The following is a 14,587-nucleotide window of genomic DNA, read 5'->3' on the forward strand; positions in this document are numbered from 1 at the left end:
TTTTTTTTACAGTAACTATCTTCCTCCACAACTGTTAATAAACACGGTTTGTTGAATCAGGGCAAGGATATAGTTCTGTTGGATTTTTGTGGATTACTGTGGATAAGCAACTAATTTTGACAGTAACAAGCGATTTAAATTTTATTATCCCCATATCCACAGCCCTAATAGTAATAGGTTTATTTTATAAATTATTTATTATAGTATAATACTATGGCAGTTATCAACATCGAAGAAGCAAAGTCAAATATTTCCCGGGTAGGTTTCCTGGATATTGAAATTGATCCAACCATGGACCTGTTTCATGAAATTGAAAGGTTGAAGAAAGAGAAGAATGCAATTATACTTGCGCATTACTACCAGGAGCCGGATATCCAGGATGTTGCCGATTATATTGGTGATAGCCTTGGCCTTGCGCAACAGGCCGAAAAGACAACTGCAGATATTATTGTTTTTGCGGGGGTTCACTTTATGGCAGAGACTGCGAAGATTTTGAATCCATCAAAAAAGGTTTTATTGCCTGATCTCAAAGCTGGTTGTTCACTTGCTGATTCAGCTCCTGCAGACCTTTTCAGTGCATTTAAGCGGCAGCACCCGAACCATATTGTGATTTCATATATTAATTGTTCTGCAGATATAAAAGCGCTGAGTGATATCATTTGTACCAGTAGCAATGCAGAAAAAATTATTGAAAGTTTACCTGCTGACCAGCCTATTATTTTTGCGCCAGATAAGAACCTTGGGGCATACCTTAACAAGAAAACCGGGAGGAATATGGTTTTGTGGAATGGTGCCTGCATGGTTCATGAAATTTTTAGCCTGGAAAAAATAACAAAGCTGAAAATACGGCACCCGAATGCAAAATTGATTGCTCACCCTGAGTGTGAAGCGCCTTTGTTGCGCATTGCGGACTTCATAGGGAGCACAACGCAGCTTTTGAAGTATTCTCAACAGGATAGTGGAAATGAGTTCATTGTTGCGACGGAAACAGGCATTTTACACCAAATGCAAAAAGCGAGTCCTGGTAAAATATTTATTCCGGCTCCTCCGGATAATAGTTGTGCCTGCAATGATTGTCCGCATATGAAACTGAACACCCTGGAGAAGTTATATCTCTGCATGGAATACGAAACACCTGAAATTACAATGGAAGAATCTCTCCGGCTTGCGGCAAAGAAACCAATTGACAGAATGTTAGAAATCAGCAGGGCTGCAGGTTTGGTAGGTTAATCGGGTTTATTGACATATGTTATCGTTTTTTTGTGTACCTTTGCATTTCTGTACATCGCTCCCTCTATTCCGAATCCCACACTTCGTTATGGGTTGGTTCGTTTGTAAGGCTGGTAAAGTAACAATCCCAATTGTTAGCCTTACCATTTTTATCATTTAAATATTTTGTTTTGAATTTTTCGCAATTAGCGGTCATTGAGCCTGTTTTAAAGGCACTGACTGATGCTGGTTATACCCAGCCCACCCCTATTCAGGAAAAAGCTATCCCCGTTGTCCTTGCCAGGAAAGATCTGCTGGCCTGTGCCCAGACAGGTACCGGTAAAACCGCTGGTTTTGCCATACCCGTACTGCAGCTTCTTAAAGAAGATAAAGAATCAGGTAAACGCTTTAACGGAATCCAGGTGCTGGTTTTAACGCCCACACGTGAATTGGCTATCCAGGTAGAGGAGAGTTTCAGGAATTATGGCAAGTATCTCGGTTTTAGCAGCATGACCATTTTTGGTGGTGTTTCCCAGGTACCCCAGGTTCAATCGCTTCAAAGAGGAGTTGACATTTTGATTGCAACTCCAGGCCGGCTCCTTGATTTATTGGGGCAGAACCTTATTTCGTTGAACCATCTGCGTTATTTTATACTTGATGAAGCTGACCGCATGCTGGACATGGGTTTTGTTCATGATGTAAAGCGGGTGTTGAAGGTTATTCCACAGCAAAGGCAATCCTTGTTTTTCTCAGCTACAATGCCTGCCGAAATAAGGCAATTGGCTGATACCATTCTGAAATCGCCGGTTAGTATTGCGGTTAATCCTGTTTCATCTACCGCAGAATTAATCAGCCAGTTTATGTTCCATGTTGGTAAAGAAGAAAAACGTTTTCTTTTGATGAACCTGTTGCATAACAGTAATATTGACAATGTGCTTGTTTTTACCCGCACAAAATATGGTGCTGATAAAGTGGCTAAATTCCTGGTTAGGGAAGGCGTACCTGCTGCTGCCATTCATGGGGATAAATCCCAGGGTGCACGCCAGCAAGCTTTGAATAATTTTAAGGCTGGAAAAATAAGGGTATTAGTCGCTACGGATATTGCTGCCCGCGGAATAGATATTGATTCCCTGGCGCACGTTATAAATTTTGACGTTCCGAATGTTGCTGAAACCTACGTTCACCGGATTGGCCGTACTGGTCGTGCAGGTGCCTCAGGAACAGCCATTTCTTTTTGTGAACCTGAAGAACGTGCCTATGTAAGGGAAATTGAAAAACTGATCGGTAAGAAAATTCCTATCAGGCAGGCTGGACAGGTAGCTGTTTAATCAAAGACTTTTGTAAGTTCTGTTTTATAGAAAAGTGAACCATTGGTTCACTTTTTTTATGTCCTGGGTTTTCTAAGGGATGATATTTTAGATATAAATAATTGAATAACAAATACTTATCTACCCATATAGACCATCAGGATCTGAACATCGCTGGGATTAATACCGGAAATCCTGCTGGCTTGTCCAAGTGTTCTCGGGCGGATTCTCTTTAATTTCTCCCTGGCTTCATTACTGATTGCTGCTACTTTAGTGTAGTCAAACTTTTCAGGGATTTCCAGGCTCTCCATCTGGTTCATCCTGTTTACCAGTTCCTTTTCTTTCTCGATATAGACATCATATTTAAGTTGGACTTCTGCTTGTTCATAAGCATTATCCTTCTGGTTAACCAGGTTTTCCTTTAACCTGGGAATTGCCTGGATCAGGTTTTTTAAATTGATATTGGGTCGCAGTAACAATTGTGCTGCCCTTTGTTTTTGGGTGATCGGGGCTGACTGATTAGTTTCCAGGTAAGCATTTACTTCGCCTGGTTCAATGGCAAACTCCTGTAATAATTTAATGACTTCCTCTGTATCTGATTTTTTCTTGGTTACATTGTCCATTCTCTCCTGGCTGGCCAATCCCATTTTATAACTTCTTTCAGTAAGCCGCAAATCAGCATTATCCTGGCGAAGTAAAGTCCTGAATTCTGCGCGGCTGGTAAACATTCTATAAGGCTCTTCGGTGCCTTTGCTAATCAGGTCATCTATTAGTACACCAATATAGGCATCACTTCTTTTTAAAATAAAAGGTTCTTCTTCTTTTACTTTTAAGTGTGCATTAATCCCTGCCATTAATCCCTGGCAGGCGGCCTCCTCATAACCGGTAGTTCCATTAATTTGTCCGGCAAAAAAGAGGTTTTTGATAAGTTTTGTTTCCAGGGAATAAGTTAACTGCGTTGGTGGAAAATAGTCGTATTCAATAGCATACCCTGGCCGGAACATTTTTGCTTGTTCAAATCCCGGAATTGACTGCAGTGCCTTGTATTGTACATCTTCCGGAAGGGAAGTTGAAAAACCATTGACATAGATTTCCACCGTATTCCAGCCTTCTGGTTCTACGAAAATCTGGTGTCTTTCCCGGTCGGCGAAACGGTTGATTTTGTCTTCAATACTTGGACAGTATCTTGGACCAACACCTTCTATCCTGCCTGTATACATGGGGCTCCTGTCAAAACCCGTTTTGAGTAATTCATGGGTTTTGGTATTTGTATAGGTAATATGACAACTTCTTTGCTGTTCTGGCCGGATAGTCTCAATATCGAGGTAAGAAAACCCTATAATGGTTTCATCACCCGCTTGAGCTTCCATTTTCGAATAATCCAGGCTTCTGCCATCAATACGGGGTGGGGTTCCTGTTTTTAGCCGGTCTGCTTCAAATCCCAGTTCAACCAGTTGTTCTGTTATTCCGGTTGCTGCTTTTTCAGCGACCCGGCCACCGCCAAAGGTTTTTTCACCGATATGTATTATGCCATTCAGGAAGGTACCACTTGTAATTACTACTGCTTTTGATGAAATTTCATGTCCAAGTCCTGTTATTACCCCGGCCGCAACACCGTTTTTGATGATAAGGCCTTTCACCATATCCTGGTAGAAATCAACATTGGGTGTTTTTTCCAGCATTTCCCGCCAGGTAGCAGCGAAAAGCATCCTGTCGCTTTGGGCCCTGGGGCTCCACATTGCTGGTCCTTTTGAAAGGTTAAGCATCCGGAACTGAATCATGCTTTTATCAGTAACAACACCTGAATATCCACCAAGGGCATCAATTTCCCGTACAATTTGCCCTTTTGCTATACCACCCATGGCTGGATTACAGCTCATTTGGGCTATAGTTTGCATATTCATGGTAACTAATAGCACCTTACTACCCATATTGGCAGCAGCGGCAGCAGCCTCACAACCGGCATGGCCAGCACCAACAACAATAACATCGTAAAGAGGAAACATCCATTTAATTTAATGGGCAAAAGTACAAAGAGATTAGGAGAACAGCTGTTCCACGTGGAACAATATAAATTGGCAATTTAAATTTTGAAGGTTTGTTCCACGTGGAACTATTTGGAAAAATAGGCAGACAAATATTTGTCTTCCATTTTACGCATTAATTTCTCTTCTTCCTGGGTTTTGTCACGGTAACCACAAAGATGTAAAGCACCGTGAAAAATGACCCGGTGTAATTCCCGGGTAAAACTTTCCTCCAGGTTCTTAGCGTTATCCCTTATCCTGTCGATACTGATATATATTTCACCGGATATGGGGGTACCCGGGTCATTTAGTTCAAAAGTGACGATATCTGTATAGTAATCATGCTGCAGGAAATCCCTGTTTATGGCTAATAAATATTCATCGCTACAAAAGATGTAGTTGAGATTGGCAAGTTTTTTCTTTTCCTGTTTGAAAAGCATCTGCAAAAACCCTTTACAGGCATTTCTGTTGGAGAAATGGAACCCCCCTGCCTGGTAATGAAACTGGATTATATCGGTTGCTTTTTCCATCATTTCCAAAAATCGTAAAACATTCCGAATGCTGGGACATAGTTTTGAGGGTATTATGATGAAAAGACTGTCAGATATAGGTGTTGGGCATACTGTTGTGATAAAGAGCTTTGAGAATAATGATATTTTCCTGAAATTAATGGAGATGGGTTGTGTGCCAGGGGAAAAGGTAAGGGTTGAACAGGTGGCCCCGCTTGGGGATCCCATAGCTATAACGGTGTCTGGCTATAATCTTAGCCTTAGGCTGGATGAAGCCCGGAATATATTTGTTGAAGAAGTTGCCTGACCTCTTTTTTTGTGGCTTGCCCAAGGCTTCTTAATTTGAACTATGAAAATTGGTTGCTACTTTGGATCTTTTAATCCCATTCATATCGGCCATTGTATAATCGCCAATACCATTGCGAATAACACAGATCTTCACCAGGTTTGGCTGGTGGTGTCTCCTCAAAACCCCTTCAAACCATCAGCTGGATTATTAAATGAATACCATCGCCTGCACCTGGTTCAGTTGGCAATTGAAGGTATTCCAGCCCTGAAAGCCAGCAATATTGAATTCCATTTGCCAAAACCATCTTATACTATTGATACCCTCACCTATTTAAAGGAAAAATTTCCTCAGCACCAGTTTGCCGTAATCCTGGGTAGCGATGGCCTCCAGAACCTTGACAAGTGGAAGAACGCCTCGGTATTACTGGAGGAATATGATTTTTATGTGTATACAAGGCCGGGCTTCCCTGTATTGGAACCATTACCCGGACGAATTAAAGTGGTCGATGCACCAATGCTCGATATTTCTGCAACGGCAATCCGGGAAATGATAAAGTCCGGGAAAGACATAAAATTCCTGGTACCCGATCCGGTGAAAGAAGAGATTGAAAAAAATGGGTATTATCGCTGATTCATCGATTTTAATAATGGGATAACATTAATAATCAACCACTTATAATTTTTATGAAGAGGGTTTGCACTTTCATACTGCTGTATTTTGCAATGTTTACAGCAAATTCACAGGGAACTGACCACAAGCTGGAAAAACAGGTTCAGGAATTATTGAATGGATTTAACGGCCAGGCAGGTGTTTATATCAAGTATCTCCGTTCCGGGAAATCAGTGGCTATTGCCGCAGATACGATATTCCCAACCGCGAGTATGGTCAAAATCCCGATTCTGATCGGAATTATGGATAAAATACAAAAAGGCGAATTGTCTTATCACCAACCCCTTATTTACAGGGATTCCTTACTGTATGAAGGGGAAGACATCCTGGGCTCTTTTAAGGATGGTGAGAAAATTGGTTTGGCTAAAGTTATGATGCTGATGATGACTACAAGTGATAATACAGCCAGCCTTTGGTTACAGTCACTGGCGGGAACAGGCACCCGTATCAACCAGCTGCTGGATAGCATGGGGTATAAAAATACGCGTGTTAATTCCAGGACTCCCGGAAGGGAGGAAAACAAGGCATTATTTGGGTGGGGACAAACTACACCACGTGAAATGGTTTCCCTGTTGGAGAAAATTTATCAAAGGGAAATGATTAATCCTGCTGTTTCTGACCGAATGCTTAGGGTCATGGGCCGTAATTATTGGGATGAAGAAGCCCTTTCCCAGCTGCCGCCGGAAATTTTTGTGGCTTGTAAGAATGGTGCGGTGGATGCATCAAGAAGCGAAACCATGCTGGTTATGGCCCCTCATGGCCCATATATTTTTTCTATTATTACAAAAAACCAGAAAGATACCCGGTGGGATAGTGATAATGAAGGCTGGGTGCTGGCCAGGAAATTATCAAAGCTGCTTTGGAATTATTATGAACCCCGGTCTTCCTGGAAACCGATACTGGGAACCGATGGAAATCCCAGCGCAATCCGCAATGACTAGGTATGTGTTGGCAAGGATATTCCCCTCAGGTTTTTATATAGTTCCATGGCATAGGAATCAGTCATGCCCGAAATAAAATCAATGACCGATAGCGCTTTTTCATAATCACTGTCATCTTCCCCCCGGAACTGTTGCGGCAATAATTTTAAAACCTTTTTTTCCCGGTGTGATGGGGAATGGTGCAGCACAGCAGGAATGAAGGACTGCAATAGGGCACTCATCACTTCATATCCGGCCAGTTCAATTTTTACTACGGTTTCGTGGTTATAAATTTTCTTAACGGTCACTTTATTGATTTCCTCTAAAGCCTTTATGGATGCAGGTTCTATGCCTTCTATCAAAGAGCGGTTGTATCTTCCCGTTAGTATATCTTCCCTGTTCCGGATAAACTCCTCCACACAGCTTATGGCCAGGTAATTAATGCATTTTGCCCTTAAATAGGCCAGTTGCTCCCGGGGGTCATTTTCCAGCTCAGCCAGGGTTTTTCGGATACGGTCCATTTTATCCCAGGGGGAGGTTTCCAATAGCTGCACCAAAAGGTTCACGGCCATATCGGCTTCTATGATCCCCAACCGGTGTGCATCTTCCCAATCTATTACCCGGTAGCAGATATCATCAGCGGCTTCCACTAAATATACAAAAGGATGCCTCCGGTAAACGAGGGGCTCAATAGTATCTACCACCATTCCCAGCACGTTGGCTACTTCTGTGAAAGCAGGTTTTTCGGACTGGAAAAACCCATACTTTTTGGTATGGATCTGGCCCGGGTCACTGGCAATGGATTCACAGGGATATTTGGCAATGGCCGCCAGCGTGGTATAAGTTAGTTGGTAGCCTCCCTTCTGGCGGTTGGCATAATGGTGGGTAAGGATCCTGAACGCATTTGCATTGCCTTCAAAATGGGTAAGGTCCTGCCACTCCGCTGCACTGAAATGCTGCTGGAGGGGTTGTCCGTTTAATATTGTCCCGGCTTTATCAATAAAATAGGCTGAAATGGCTGCTTCACCAGAATGGCCAAAGGAAGGATTCCCGATATCATGGGCCAGGCAGGCGGCCGCAATAACACTGGAAAGATCAGCTACATAAAAATGCCTGGAAGCCTCATCCAATGAATCCTTCAACACTTCGGTAAGCCGCTCCCCTACCAGCTTCCCCAACGACCGGCCTACACTGGCCACTTCAAGCGAATGGGTAAGCCTGTTATGTACCAAAACAGGTCCGGGTAACGGAAAAACCTGCGTCTTATCCTGCAGGCGCCTGAATGCTGCTGAAAATATCAGCCGGTCAAAATCGCGTTCATAGGGAGTTCTTGGTGTGGCAGAAATTACGCCCTGTCCAAAGCGCCCATGTGAAAAACAGTTGTTCCAGTCCATTGTATTGTTCTAAATACCAAAGATGCAAATTGCTGCTGGTAATCTCCTTAAAAAACAGGTAATTTGATTCTTTCCATGTCTTTTCCTTATGCCATTAACTCCCTCTTCCAGACCGTTACATATTTATCGTGCCTCAGCTGGCTCCGGTAAAACTTTTCTACTGGCTGCAGAATACCTCTGCCTGATTTTCGGGCAACCTGATAAATACAGGGAAATCCTTGCGGTTACTTTTACAAATAAGGCCACGGAAGAAATGAAGCACCGCATCCTCGAAGAGCTGCGGCAATTGGCATTGGGAAAGGAAACGGAATACCGGAAAATCATTATTGAAAGATACCCCGGACTTACTGGGGATGGCTTACTGGCCAGGCAAGCTGACCTTGCCTACCGGACTATTTTGCATGACTATGCGAAATTTTCAGTTACTACCATTGATAGTTTTGTACAGCAGGTAATCCGCTCTTTTGCCTACGAAATTGGCCTGGATGCCGGGTATGAACTGCAGTTGAACCAGGATTTGGTTAAGCAGGACCTGGCCGACCGCCTTTTTGAATTACTGGAAACTAATGATGAGCTGCTGCAATGGATTAAGCGATTGGCGATTGAACGTATTGAAAACGGGAAATCCTGGGATTTCAGTGACGAGATGTTAAACTTCGCCGGCGAAATATTCAAGGAAAGGTTCTACCTGTTCGAGGCCAATATGCGTAACCTTGAGCATCCCGCCGACAGTTTCGAAGCTTTGCGTAAAAGATTGCAGCTGCAGGTCGAAAACCTCGAAAACCCAATGTCTGCATTTGGTGCAAGGGCCCTGGCGATATTGGCAACAGCCGGACTTACAACTGAAGACTTTCCTTATGGAAAATCGGGATTTGCTAACTATTTCAATAACCTGCAACAAAAAAAAGAGGTGGCCCCGGGCACCAGGGTGCTGGCTGTTTTAGATACCCCGGAAAGCTGGGTTACCAAAAAAACAAATCAGGATACCCGAAGCAGGATAGAAAGGATCTACCCTGAATTAAATGACCTGCTGAATAAAGCAGTTAGCCTTTACCGTGAGCATGCATTGAATTACCATACAGCAAAGGCCGTGCTGCAACAATTGAATAACCTCAATTTACTTCGCTTACTCGCAGAGCAGCTGGCCGGTTATCGCCGCGATAATAATGCACTCTTGATGTCAGATACCCAGCAATTGCTCAGGGAACTGGTTCGCGATAATGACGCCCCCTTCATTTACGAGAAAACAGGAAACCGTTACCAGCATTTCCTGCTTGATGAATTCCAGGATACCAGCACATTTCAATGGGAAAATTTTCGTCCGCTTGTTGAACAATCTGTGTCCACCGGCCAGTTTAACCTGATTGTCGGGGATGTGAAACAATCTATTTACAGGTGGCGGAACGGCGACTGGCGTTTATTGCAGGAACAGGTTAGGAAAGATATTGGCGACTATAATGTCCAGCCAGAAACCCTGAAGGAAAATTACCGCAGCAATAAGCTGGTCATTGACTTCAACAATTTTTTATTCCAGGCTGCACCCGCTTTATTACAGCAGCATTTCAATAATGAAATGAATACGGTTGACAATGCAGCCATCCATAACAGGCTTGAAAAAAATGGTTACTACACTATTATCCAGGAAGCCTATGCTGACGCATTTCAGCAGGCTCCTGCAAATGCGGCAGAGGGCGGCGTTGTGGATATCAGGTTCTTTGAAAAGGAAGACAGCCGTTCACCAAATTCCTGGCGGCCATCTGCAGAAGCGTGGTTATGTGAACTGATTGAAAAACTAATCCTGGAGAAAGGCATTGATCCGGCCCGCATTACTTTACTTACCCGCGGCAACAGGGACGCGAGGTATCTTATTGACCTGCTGTTGCAATACCAGCAAACCCCTGCGTCTAAATGTTCTTATGGCCTTGTGTCTACAGATGCCCTTGTGGTGAATGCATCCCCGGCGATCCAGTTGCTATTGTCAGCGCTGAAATTCCTGATTAATGAAAAGGACAGCTTATCACTCGTGGAACTGGTCCAGGCTAATGCTATGCGTCTCCAGCTCGGACTGAGTAACCAGGACTGGTACCGTGCTGAAATAAACCACGCCCTGCAACAACTTCCGGAAGCATTCCGCTTTCGCAGGAAGTATTTATTGCAAACGGGTTTGTATGAATGTGTTGAAGAACTGATCAGTATTTTCTCAATTGATGAATGGACCAGCGAGCAGGCTTATACACTGGCCTTCCGCGATCTTGTAAATTCTTTTAGCGGCAAGGGCAAAGCAGATATTCGCGGTTTTTTACAGTGGTGGGAAGTTGAAGGCCAGGAAAAAGCCCTGCCGATGTCTTCGGCCCTGAATGCTATACAGGTAATGACCATCCACAAATCAAAGGGACTGGCTTTTGACGTGGTGATTATTCCTTACGCCGACTGGAAGCTGGTGAATGAAGGCGGCTTGCTTTGGTGCGAATGGCAGGACCCTGCTGAAGGCATAACCATCCTGCCCGTAAATATTACCAGTAGCCTGGCGCGCACTAGTTTTGCCTATGAATATTTTGAAGAACTGCTGATGTCAAGGATGGATTCGCTGAACCTCTTGTATGTAGCCCTTACCCGTACACGCCAGGCAATGTATATCATGGCGCCTAAACCATCAACAAAAAAGAATGATGATGGTGGCATGTCTGTTATTGGAGACCTGTTATGGCAATCAATAAAAGGAACCGATAATATTTTGGTGAACTTTGAAAATGACAGGATGATTATCGATGGGGATATACAACCCCGCAAAGATGCCGGGAAGGAAAAGGCTACCATTGCTATCCTTCCCGTATCCACCCATTCCTCTTTAATTACAGATTTGCGCGAGCCCGCAAAACATGAATTGATATTGCAATCGGCGAGTTCCGCCCAGCAAATGATCGGACAATTAGCCCACCTGGTACTTTCCAGGGTTTCTGCTCTTGCCGACCTCGATATGGAAATACAGAAAATGGAATTGGAGGGCTTATTGACTTCTGCGCATTCCGGCCAGGTTAAGGAAACTGTTCAGCAGGCGTTGCAGAACCCGCAATTGTCGGCCTGGTTCAACGGTAATTTTATTACCCTGAATGAAAAAGCCATCTTGCTGAAAGGCGGGGCAATTCGCCGGCCAGATAAAGTACTGGTAGGGGAAGGCGAAACAATCCTGCTTGATTTCAAATTTACACAGCAGGCTTCACCTTCGCACGGCAAACAATTAAAACAATACCAGGACCTCCTGGAGGAAATGGGCTACCACGGGGTGCGTTCTTTCATTTATTATGGTTATAACCAGGCGCTTGTTCCTTTAGCGCAATTATCAGCAGAACAGGGAAATTTATTTGAAAATTGATCAACGGCAGTATTATGTTTCTGAAAGAAGTTGCAGAGGAATTGTATAAACGCTTTGGACCGGAATTATCTCGGCTTGCCATTGTATTTCCCAATAAACGTCCTGCTGTTTATTTCAGGCAGCACCTTGGCAACCTGATCAACCAACCCATCTGGAGTCCTGATTTGCTGACCATATATGAGTTTATACAACTTTCTGAAAGAAAACTTCCTGCCGACCGCCTCCTGCAATCATTTCTTTTGTATGATGCATACCGTGAGGTTATGCAGGAACAGGACCCAGGCAATACAACAACCTATGAAAGATTTTTTGCCCTTGGGGAAATTTTACTGAATGATTATGCAGAGCTGGAATCTAACGTGATTTCTATTGCTGACCTGTACAGCAATATGGCAAATATTGCAGCTATCGACCAGGGCCTTGACTACCTGACGGAAGAACAACAGGAATACCTGCAAAAATTCTGGAAGAATTTTTCGGCAGAAAGACTGAGTGCACAAAAGGAAAAATTCCTGCAGTTATGGAGAAATTTGCCTGCAATTTTTAAACGCTTTGAACAGCTGCTGGATGAAAAAGGGGTTTCCACAACTGGCACATTGTACAGGAACCTTGTCAGCGGTAAAAATAGCAATCAGGATTTTATAGATGGCTATAAACAACTTGTGTTTGTTGGCTTTAACGCCCTGAACCGTGCAGAACTTCAGCTATTCAGCCAATGGCAAAAAGCTGGGAAGGCTATATTCTTTTTTGATGCCGACCTGCATTATATTGCTGACCCCCTCCAGGAAGCCGGATTGTTTTTACGCAGGAACCTGCAGTTATTTGGCAATGAACTGGAAACGAAGAACCAGGTCAATCGTGCCGATCGCCCTGTCCATGTTATTGCCGCCGAAGGCAATGCCGCACAGGTAAGGTTATTGCCGCAAATACTGTCAAAAATTCCAGGCCTTGCTGAACACCCCGAAAGAGTAGCCCTTTTTCTTTCAGACGAACAACAGCTGATGCCAGTATTGCACGCATTGCCGGACAGTATCCCTTATATAAATATCACGATGGGTTATGGATTGGTACAGTCGCCGGTATTTTCATTGATGCAGGCAATAATCCATGTGCAGCAATCCTTGCAAAAGAATTCAGGCAAAAGAATTTATTACCAGCCTTTATTGCAGTTATTGCAGCACCCATACCTCTATGAAGTAAAAGCGGCAGCCGACCTGGTAACGGAAATTAATAAACGAAGCCTGGTATCTATATCCGCTGTACAATGGTCTGTTATCGAAGAAAAAAGAATCCGGCATATTCTTACACCGGTTGAAAACCCGGTCGAAATAATCGGACTGATAAAAAAAGTGCTTGAGTTGCAGGCCGAATCTATGGGCGAAGGCGCCATTGCAAGCCTTGAATCACAATTATTATCTGCTGCATATTTCCAGCTCAACCGGCTGGAAGACTTGTTACAGCAATTTGCTCATACCCTTAGTCTACCATTTGTTGGTGATACAATTTTACAGGTTATGCGATCCTTATCGGTTCCATTGGAAGGCGAGCCGCTTAAAGGCCTGCAGGTGATGGGCCTGCTGGAAAGCAGGGGACTGGACTTTGAACATATAATCCTGCTTAATGTAAATGAAGGAACACTGCCAAAGAAATCGGTGGCGCCGACCTTTATTCCGGATAGTATCCGCCGTGCATACGGGTTAAGTGTAATGGAAAAGCAGGATGCGATTTTTGCCTATGTGTTTTACCGCTTACTGCAAAAAAGCCATTCAGTATTTTGTCTATACAATAGTACCGTAGACGATAGCGGAACCGGTGAACAAAGCAGGTTCCTGAGCCAGCTGGAATATGAAACAACAATTCCTTTTATTAAGGAAACGGTACAAATAAATATAACACCGGAGGCAAAACCACCCATCCAGATCAGTAAGGACGAAAAGGTGATGCAAACAATGCGGAAGTTTTTAGCTTCTCCCCTGTCACCATCGGCCATTAATAATTATCTCGATTGCAGGCTTCGTTTTTATTTCAGGCACCTTTTGAATATTCAGGAGCCGGAAACATTCCAGGATGAAATTGATGCGAGAATGCTCGGCAATATTTTACATAAAGCGATGCAGGAACTTTATGTTAATCTGGCCGATGCCAGGAACGGGAATAATTTGGTGGAAGCCGCAGATTTCAGTTTGTTGGAAAAAAACATTGATGAAGCAATTGACCGGGCATTCGGGCAGGAGCTGGCGGGTGATGCAACCTATACCATTCAATACTCGGGCAGTTATAAAGTTATCGTCGCCGTTATTAAAATATATATCCAGGCAATTTTGAAAGAAGATGAAAGATATGCGCCCTTCAGGATCCATTATCTTGAACAGAAAGTGGAAACCATTTTTCCATTGCAGGTAAACAACAAGGAATGGAAAATAAAACTAGGCGGGTATATTGACCGGGTGGATGAGAAAAATGGTGTCTACCGGATTATCGATTATAAGACCGGCAAGGATAAAAAATCCTATGCTTCAATCGAAACACTTTTCAACCGACTTGATAAAGACAGGAATAAGGCAGCACTGCAAACCTTTATTTACACGCATATACTGCAACAGCAATTGCCGGGTTCACCACCAGTGGTTGCCGGCATTTATGATGTTCGCAATATGCGTAAGGAAGGCGAAGCTTTTGACTGGCAGTTTACGGAAACGGGCGGCAGTGGTGGTGCGGTTACACACCTGCGGATGCCCGGACTTGTTCAGGAAACAATGCAACACCTTAAAATGGTAATGGAAGAGTTGTTCGATGAAAGGGTATTATTTGATCAAACTGCCAATGTTGAAAAATGCCAGTATTGCACGTACAAAGTATTATGCGGAAGATAATATTTGCCGCATGGAATAAT

10 protein-coding genes are annotated in these 14,587 nt (G+C 43.6%); 7 read left to right on the forward strand and 3 right to left on the reverse strand.

Features of this window, described 5'->3' with window-relative positions; translation table 11 throughout:
* Window positions 1-213 precede the first annotated feature (213 nt).
* Complete coding sequence (gene nadA, locus LAQ65_RS18180; protein ID WP_224118432.1) at window positions 214-1,230, forward strand: quinolinate synthase NadA; 1,017 nt, start codon at window positions 214-216, stop codon at window positions 1,228-1,230.
* Between the two features lie 170 nt (window positions 1,231-1,400).
* Window positions 1,401-2,537: a DEAD/DEAH box helicase gene (locus LAQ65_RS18185; RefSeq protein ID WP_224118433.1), complete on the forward strand. Its 1,137-nt coding sequence runs from the start codon at window positions 1,401-1,403 to the stop codon at window positions 2,535-2,537.
* 116 nt (window positions 2,538-2,653) lie between these two features.
* Here LAQ65_RS18185 and mnmG read toward each other — a convergent pair whose 3' ends face one another.
* Together mnmG and ybeY are read right to left on the reverse strand one after the other, a co-directional pair.
* Window positions 2,654-4,522 carry a tRNA uridine-5-carboxymethylaminomethyl(34) synthesis enzyme MnmG gene (gene mnmG / locus LAQ65_RS18190; protein ID WP_224118434.1) on the reverse strand — a complete coding sequence of 623 codons (1,869 nt, stop codon included), beginning with the start codon at window positions 4,520-4,522 and terminating at the stop codon, window positions 2,654-2,656.
* A 107-nt stretch (window positions 4,523-4,629) separates the two neighbouring features.
* Entirely contained in the window at window positions 4,630-5,070 is a 441-nt protein-coding gene (ybeY, locus tag LAQ65_RS18195; protein ID WP_224118435.1) for an rRNA maturation RNase YbeY, read from the reverse strand.
* 28 nt (window positions 5,071-5,098) lie between these two features.
* Between ybeY and LAQ65_RS18200 the strand changes: the two genes are divergently transcribed.
* The 3 genes from LAQ65_RS18200 (at window position 5,099) to LAQ65_RS18210 (ending at window position 6,948) form a co-directional block, all read left to right on the forward strand.
* Window positions 5,099-5,356, forward strand: a complete 258-nt coding sequence (locus LAQ65_RS18200) for a FeoA family protein (protein ID WP_224118436.1) — start codon at window positions 5,099-5,101, stop codon at window positions 5,354-5,356.
* 42 nt (window positions 5,357-5,398) lie between these two features.
* On the forward strand, window positions 5,399-5,968 hold the full coding sequence (gene nadD / locus LAQ65_RS18205; RefSeq protein ID WP_224118437.1) for a nicotinate (nicotinamide) nucleotide adenylyltransferase: 570 nt from the start codon (window positions 5,399-5,401) through the stop codon (window positions 5,966-5,968).
* A 92-nt stretch (window positions 5,969-6,060) separates the two neighbouring features.
* A complete protein-coding gene (locus LAQ65_RS18210) occupies window positions 6,061-6,948 on the forward strand; it encodes a serine hydrolase (RefSeq protein WP_224118438.1) in 888 nt (295 codons plus the stop codon).
* Here the strand turns inward: LAQ65_RS18210 and dgt are convergent.
* Entirely contained in the window at window positions 6,945-8,321 is a 1,377-nt protein-coding gene (dgt, locus tag LAQ65_RS18215) for a dGTP triphosphohydrolase (RefSeq protein ID WP_224118439.1), read from the reverse strand. The genes LAQ65_RS18210 and dgt overlap by 4 nt on opposite strands.
* An 88-nt stretch (window positions 8,322-8,409) precedes the next feature.
* On the opposite strand from dgt, the gene LAQ65_RS18220 reads away from it, so the two are divergent.
* A complete protein-coding gene (locus LAQ65_RS18220) occupies window positions 8,410-11,694 on the forward strand; it encodes a UvrD-helicase domain-containing protein (protein WP_224118440.1) in 3,285 nt (1,094 codons plus the stop codon).
* Window positions 11,695-11,708: 14 nt separating this feature from the next.
* Window positions 11,709-14,567 carry a PD-(D/E)XK nuclease family protein gene (locus LAQ65_RS18225; protein WP_224118441.1) on the forward strand — a complete coding sequence of 953 codons (2,859 nt, stop codon included), beginning with the start codon at window positions 11,709-11,711 and terminating at the stop codon, window positions 14,565-14,567.
* Window positions 14,568-14,587 lie beyond the last annotated feature (20 nt).

The organism is Flavihumibacter profundi (assembly GCF_020076305.1).
Classification (GTDB): Bacteria; Bacteroidota; Bacteroidia; order Chitinophagales; family Chitinophagaceae; genus Flavihumibacter; species Flavihumibacter profundi.

What these genes read in the sequence shown, in the direction of transcription:
- nadA (WP_224118432.1), top strand. Translation starts at nt 214, where the DNA reads ATGGCAGTTATCAACATCGAAGAAGCAAAGTCAAATATTTCCCGGGTA.
- nadD (WP_224118437.1), top strand. Translation starts at nt 5,399, where the DNA reads ATGAAAATTGGTTGCTACTTTGGATCTTTTAATCCCATTCATATCGGC.
- ybeY (WP_224118435.1), bottom strand. Translation starts at nt 5,070, where the DNA reads ATGGAAAAAGCAACCGATATAATCCAGTTTCATTACCAGGCAGGGGGG.
- LAQ65_RS18225 (WP_224118441.1), top strand. Translation starts at nt 11,709, where the DNA reads ATGTTTCTGAAAGAAGTTGCAGAGGAATTGTATAAACGCTTTGGACCG.
- LAQ65_RS18200 (WP_224118436.1), top strand. Translation starts at nt 5,099, where the DNA reads ATGCTGGGACATAGTTTTGAGGGTATTATGATGAAAAGACTGTCAGAT.
- dgt (WP_224118439.1), bottom strand. Translation starts at nt 8,321, where the DNA reads ATGGACTGGAACAACTGTTTTTCACATGGGCGCTTTGGACAGGGCGTA.
- LAQ65_RS18210 (WP_224118438.1), top strand. Translation starts at nt 6,061, where the DNA reads ATGTTTACAGCAAATTCACAGGGAACTGACCACAAGCTGGAAAAACAG.
- mnmG (WP_224118434.1), bottom strand. Translation starts at nt 4,522, where the DNA reads ATGTTTCCTCTTTACGATGTTATTGTTGTTGGTGCTGGCCATGCCGGT.
- LAQ65_RS18220 (WP_224118440.1), top strand. Translation starts at nt 8,410, where the DNA reads ATGCCATTAACTCCCTCTTCCAGACCGTTACATATTTATCGTGCCTCA.